This window comes from Candidatus Hydrogenedentota bacterium (genome assembly GCA_012523015.1).
Taxonomy (GTDB): domain Bacteria; phylum Hydrogenedentota; class Hydrogenedentia; order Hydrogenedentales; family CAITNO01; genus JAAYBJ01.
Genome location: JAAYJI010000132.1, coordinates 1 through 5,447 on the forward strand (window position 1 = coordinate 1; position 5,447 = coordinate 5,447).

General features: G+C 49.4%; 3 protein-coding genes. All 3 read left to right on the forward strand.

All coding sequences use genetic code 11. The features are described from left to right. Nucleotides 1-31: 31 nt before the first annotated feature. The 3 genes from GX117_05610 (at nucleotide 32) to GX117_05620 (ending at nucleotide 5,235) form a co-directional block, all read left to right on the forward strand. A complete protein-coding gene (locus GX117_05610) occupies nucleotides 32-1,243 on the forward strand; it encodes a S1 RNA-binding domain-containing protein (GenBank protein ID NLO32821.1) in 1,212 nt (403 codons plus the stop codon). A 237-nt stretch (nucleotides 1,244-1,480) separates the two neighbouring features. Continuing rightward, nucleotides 1,481-3,301, forward strand: coding sequence for a biosynthetic-type acetolactate synthase large subunit (ilvB, locus tag GX117_05615; GenBank protein NLO32822.1), 1,821 nt, complete (start codon nucleotides 1,481-1,483; stop codon nucleotides 3,299-3,301). A 314-nt stretch (nucleotides 3,302-3,615) separates the two neighbouring features. Further along, entirely contained in the window at nucleotides 3,616-5,235 is a 1,620-nt protein-coding gene (locus GX117_05620; GenBank protein ID NLO32823.1) for a citramalate synthase, read from the forward strand. Nucleotides 5,236-5,447: the final 212 nt, after the last annotated feature.

A 5,447-nucleotide genomic window follows, 5' to 3' on the forward strand; every position in this document is an offset into this window, starting at 1 on the left:
CTCTGTTCACCTTTAAGAAGGCGTTGAAGGCATGGTTCACGTGAGCGAAATGAGTTGGACCCGTCGTGTCCGCCATCCCAGCGAAATGGTGAATGAAGGCGATGAAGTGGACGTGATGATCCTTAGTGTCGATTCCGAAGGCGAAAAAATTGCTCTTGGTATCAAACAAACCATGCCCAATCCTTGGAAACAGATGGAAGAACGCTATCCCATCGGCTCCATGATTAAAGGTGTTGTGCGCAACCTGACCGATTACGGCGCCTTCGTTCAGATTGAAGATGGCATTGATGCATTGCTTCATGTGAGCGATTTGTCTTGGACCAAAAAAGTCACAAATCCCAGTGATATTCTGCAAAAAGGTCAGGAAATTGAAGTCCAAGTTCTGAACATTGATCCCGATGCCGAAAAGATCAGCGTGGGACTGAAGCAACTGCATTCTGATCCATGGTTATCGGTTGTGGACAGCCTGCCTATTGGCGCACACATTGAAGTAGATATTGTGAAAATGGTTGCTTTCGGCGCTTTCGCACGTCTCGATAACGGCGTTGAAGGTTTGATTCATGTCAGCGAGCTGGCAGAAGAACGCGTCAACAAGCCTGAAGATGTGCTGAAGGTCGGCGATCGCGTTTGGACAAAAGTTATTAGTATCAGCCCCGCTGACAGACGGATCGGCTTAAGTATCCGTGAATATGAGCGCGACCAAAACCGCAGTGCTTTGGATGAACAAGGTGAATCTTCGAGCACTGTTGATGTTGGCGCAACACTAGCCGGCGCTGTCCCGCAAAGCATGTTCCAGGCCGGACGCAGCATGGCTGACGTCGCCCATGAACTGATGGCGGCTGTAGGTCGCATGGATACAGCACGTGCAGCAGAAGCCAAGGCTGAAGAAGCTGCAAAAGAAGCGGCCACTGATGAGCCTGCAGCAGAAGCCAAAGCTGAAGAAGCGGTCGCGGATGAAGCGGTCGAAGAAGCTAAAGCTGAAGAAACCGTCGCGGATGAAGCGGTCGAAGAAGCCAAGGCTGAAGAAACCGTCGCAGATGAAGCGGCAGAAGAAGCCAAAGCTGAAGAAGCAGTCGCGGATGAAGCGGCTGAAGAAGACGCGCCTGCGCCTGTTGAAGCGGAAGCATCGACAGAGGCGGTGGATACCGAGCAGAGCGAAGAAACGACCGAAGAAGAGGAACCCCCCGTGTCTGGTGTATCCGAGGCGACCGCTGAGGAGGCGGCGCCCGATTCGGAAGAGTAAGCCTCGATTCTTGATGTAATGCCTTTCCGCGAGCGCCGACCCTTATGGCGCTCGCTTTTTTTTAACTATTATCCACAGAGTGAGCTGTTGGTGTTTCTAGGCTCATGATCCCTTTTGGACAATGGATTGTCCTTTAATTAACGTGGATATCCTCAGGAACAAAACCGCCGGTTTATATGTTAGTACCGGCAAACACAAGATACATTATAGTATTGCAGTATCAAGGAGAACCACACTATGGTTGGTGATAAAGCAAAACGCTCAAAAACACATGGCAAAGTTATGACCGGTGCCGACATGACCCTTCAGGTTTTGGCTGATGAAGGCGTGGACACTATATTCGGATACAGTGGCGGCGCTATTCTTCCGGTCTATGATGCTATATTTCGATACAATGAAAACCATACCGACAGAGCGATGAACCTCGTTGTCCCGGCCAATGAACAAGGCGTCGGTTTTATGGCGGCAGGCTATGCCCGTTCTACGGGTAAGGTTGGCGTCTGTCTCGTGACCTCCGGTCCTGGAGCGACCAATACCGTTACCCCTATTCGTGACTGCATGGCAGATTCAATTCCTGTTGTCCTTATTTGTGGTCAAGTTGCCCGTGCCGTTATCGGCACCGATGCTTTCCAAGAAGCGCCTGTCTTCAGTCTGATGACAGCTTGCGCCAAGCATGTCTTTCTCGTTAAGGATCCGACACAATTGGCGGCGACGGTTCGCACGGCTTTTCAAATAGCTCGCAGTGGGCGGCCCGGACCGGTTGTTATTGATCTCCCCAAAGACGTGCAAAACTGGGAAGGTCCTTATGACAGTGAAAGCGTGCTTCAGCTGCACGGCTATCAAGATCGTGTGAATTCCGTCAGCTCCCGCACCATGCCTAAGAAGACGATGGACGAGTTTTTCAAGCTTTTCAGAAAAGCCAAGAAACCGCTACTCTACGTTGGCGGTGGCGCCGTCATCAGCGGCGCGCAAAAAGAACTGCATAAATTCATGAAACAGTTCCAAATTCCTGCTGTTACAACACTCATGGGTATTGGTGCGATTGATACAACAGACGATCTCTGTCTCCACATGTTGGGCATGCATGGCTCCGCCTATGGGAATTATGCCGTCGATGAATGTGATTTCTTATTAGCTGTGGGCGCACGCTTTGACGATCGCGTTGCCGGCGTTCCACGCCTTTTCGCGGAGAATGCTGTCATTGCCCATATTGATATTGACGGTGCAGAGATTGGCAAAGTCAAACAGGCTGATTGGCATTACCTGGGCGACGCCGCAGCAGCCCTTCATGATTTGACCGAAGCCGGCAAAAATCTTGAAGTTAATCACCAAAGTTGGTTGAAACATGTTCGCGCTTTAAAGAAAAAGCATAAATTCGACTTCAACCGGGACTCGGAAGTGATCCAGCCCCAAGCCGTGTTGGAAACGCTCAACAAAATAACCAAAGGTCAAGCGATCGTCACAACCGGCGTTGGTCAACACCAAATGTTTAGCGCCCAGTACTTTGATTTTAAAGAGCCTCGTCAGTGGATTACATCCGGCAGTATGGGCACCATGGGCTTTGGACTTCCCGCCGCCATTGGCGCACAAATCGGCAACCCCGATAAGATTGTGATTGACGTGGATGGCGACGGCAGTATCCGCATGAACATTGGTGAGATGGAAACCTGTACCAATTACAATGTTCCCGTTAAGATCTTGTTACTCAACAATCACGGGGACGGTATGGTCGTGCAATGGCAGAGTCTCTACTATGAAAACCGTTTTTCAGGTACAGATAAAACGCTTCACAGTAAAGATTTCGTCAAAGCAGCAGAAGCCGATGGATTCAAATTCGCGAAGCGTGTGAGCAACTACAAAGATCTGAAATCAACCTTGGAAGCTTTTGTGAAATTTGACGGCCCCGCTTTTCTTGAAGTGGTCACCGATAAATACGCCTTCGTCTATCCGATGGTCGGACCGGGCTTGCCCTATCGCGATATGCTGACGGGTCCTTATATTGAAGGCCGTGAGCAAGCACAATCAGAGGAAAGCTTGGATACTTCAGACAGCTTTTAAAGGCGTAATCGCTCCTAATTAATCAATAGAACAAAATACCGGATAAAAACGGATGGAGTGGCACCGGGGTATGTACTGTCATCCCTCGCGTCATTCCATCCTTTTTGATATAGTCGTTGAGCAGCTTTTTTTTTAATGCTAATCGCGTATTTTCAAAAGGTTGCTCTGCTAAGCCTCAGGAAATTACATGGAATAATATACGTTTCTGTTATACTTAAAGAAACACAGGATACATCCCCGGTTCCTGACACCTTTATTCCCCCCCTAGAGGATGTCCCTCTCTTTTTAATTCATGCTATAGGAACAAGAACACAATGACAATGAAAATTGAAACTTACGATACAACATTACGCGACGGCGCCCAAGGCCCCGGAGTAAAGTTTTCCGCTGTTGACCAGGTTCAAGTGGTGAAAGCTCTTGATGCGATGGGTATTAACTATATTGAAGGCGGACAACCCTATGCCAATCCCAAGGCATCGGAATTGTTTAAGCGTGTTCAAGACCTCAACTTAAAAAACAGTATTATGGTCGCTTTTGGCAGCACACGTCATTTCAAAAATCCTGCAGACGAAGACCCTAATTTGAAGGCACTCATTGAAGCCGAGACGCCCGTTGTCACGATCTTCGCAAAAAGTTCTCCTTCCCAAGTACGCGATGTCTTGGGTATCACACTGGATGAAAATCTTGCATTGGTCGAAGAATCCGTTGCATGGTTAAAGGCTCAACAACGTCGGGTGTTCTTGGATGCGGAACATTTTTTTGATGCCGCGAAAGAAGACCTTGACTATGCCCTTGCGGTGCTCGAACGATCCGCCCAAGGCGGAGCGGAAGCCATCATTCTGTGCGATACGAACGGCGGCAGCCTTCCCGATGAAGTGGCAGTCATTACCAAAACAGTACATGAAAAAATTCCCGGCGCTGTTGTAGGTATCCATACGCATAACGACAGTGGATGTGCAGTGGCAAATTCCTTGGCTGCAGTCCAAGCCGGCGCCACCCAAGTGCAAGGCACAATCAACGGCTATGGAGAACGCTGCGGTAATGCGAACCTGTGCACGATCATCCCTTCGCTCCAATTAAAAATGGGCTATGATGTGGTGACTAAAGAACAACTGGCACGTTTCACCCGCAAATCTCATCTCATCGCCGAATTGGCGAACATGGCACTGCCTGATGAAGCGCCTTTTGTCGGACGCTATGCCTTTACACACAAAGCCGGTATGCATGCTGACGCTGTGAGCAAACGCAAAAGCAGCTATGAACATATTGTCCCCGAATTTGTAGGCAACAGCACGCGTATTGCCGTCAGTGAGATGGCGGGCCGTTCAAGTCTGATCCAAAAGGCAGCGGAAATGGGCATCCCCCTTGAGAAGGGCGGTCCGGAGACGCGCATCATCTTAGAACAAATCAAAGATCTCGAGAATCAGGGCTATGAATTCGAAGGAGCCGATGCCTCCCTCGAGCTGATTATCAGAAAAGTGACGAACCACTCCAAACGTTTTTTCCAAACCCTTGGCTTTCATGCCCGTGTAAATCAGCCCCGTACTGATGGACGCATCACCTCCGAAGTTACGGTAAAGGTTCAATTGCCTGATGGAACCATTGAGCATACCGTATCGGAAGGGGACGGCCCCGTTGATGCGCTGAACAATGCCTTGCGTAAGGCGCTGCGCGCGAATTATCCCGACATTGAAGATATGCGCCTTGAAGACTATAAAGTGCGTATCCTCGACGGGAAGCTGGCTACCAAAGCAAAGACACGAGTCCTCATTGAAAGCTCCGACAAGTTTGATTCTTGGTGCACCGTAGGCGTTTCAGAAAATATTATTGCCGCTTCTTTCGCCGCATTACTAGACAGTATCGAATACTTTTTGCTTAGACGTCACAACCGAATCATCAACAACAACAACAATAACGATAACGCTTCGGTTTAAGTATTGGAGTCTCGGCCGGCTTAATCGCTGTCAGTTTGCAGTGCTTTCGAGAAGCTGTGCATAGTGTTTCAGCGGTGCATCGTTGTCTTCCTCCGGTGCACCGCCTAGAAAATAACGCTCGAACATGGTGACTGCTCCATTGCGATTACCCTGTTCCGCCCAGAGCTCCGCAAGCCGGCCAGCGCTTCGAGCGCAATCATAGGCTGCAACAC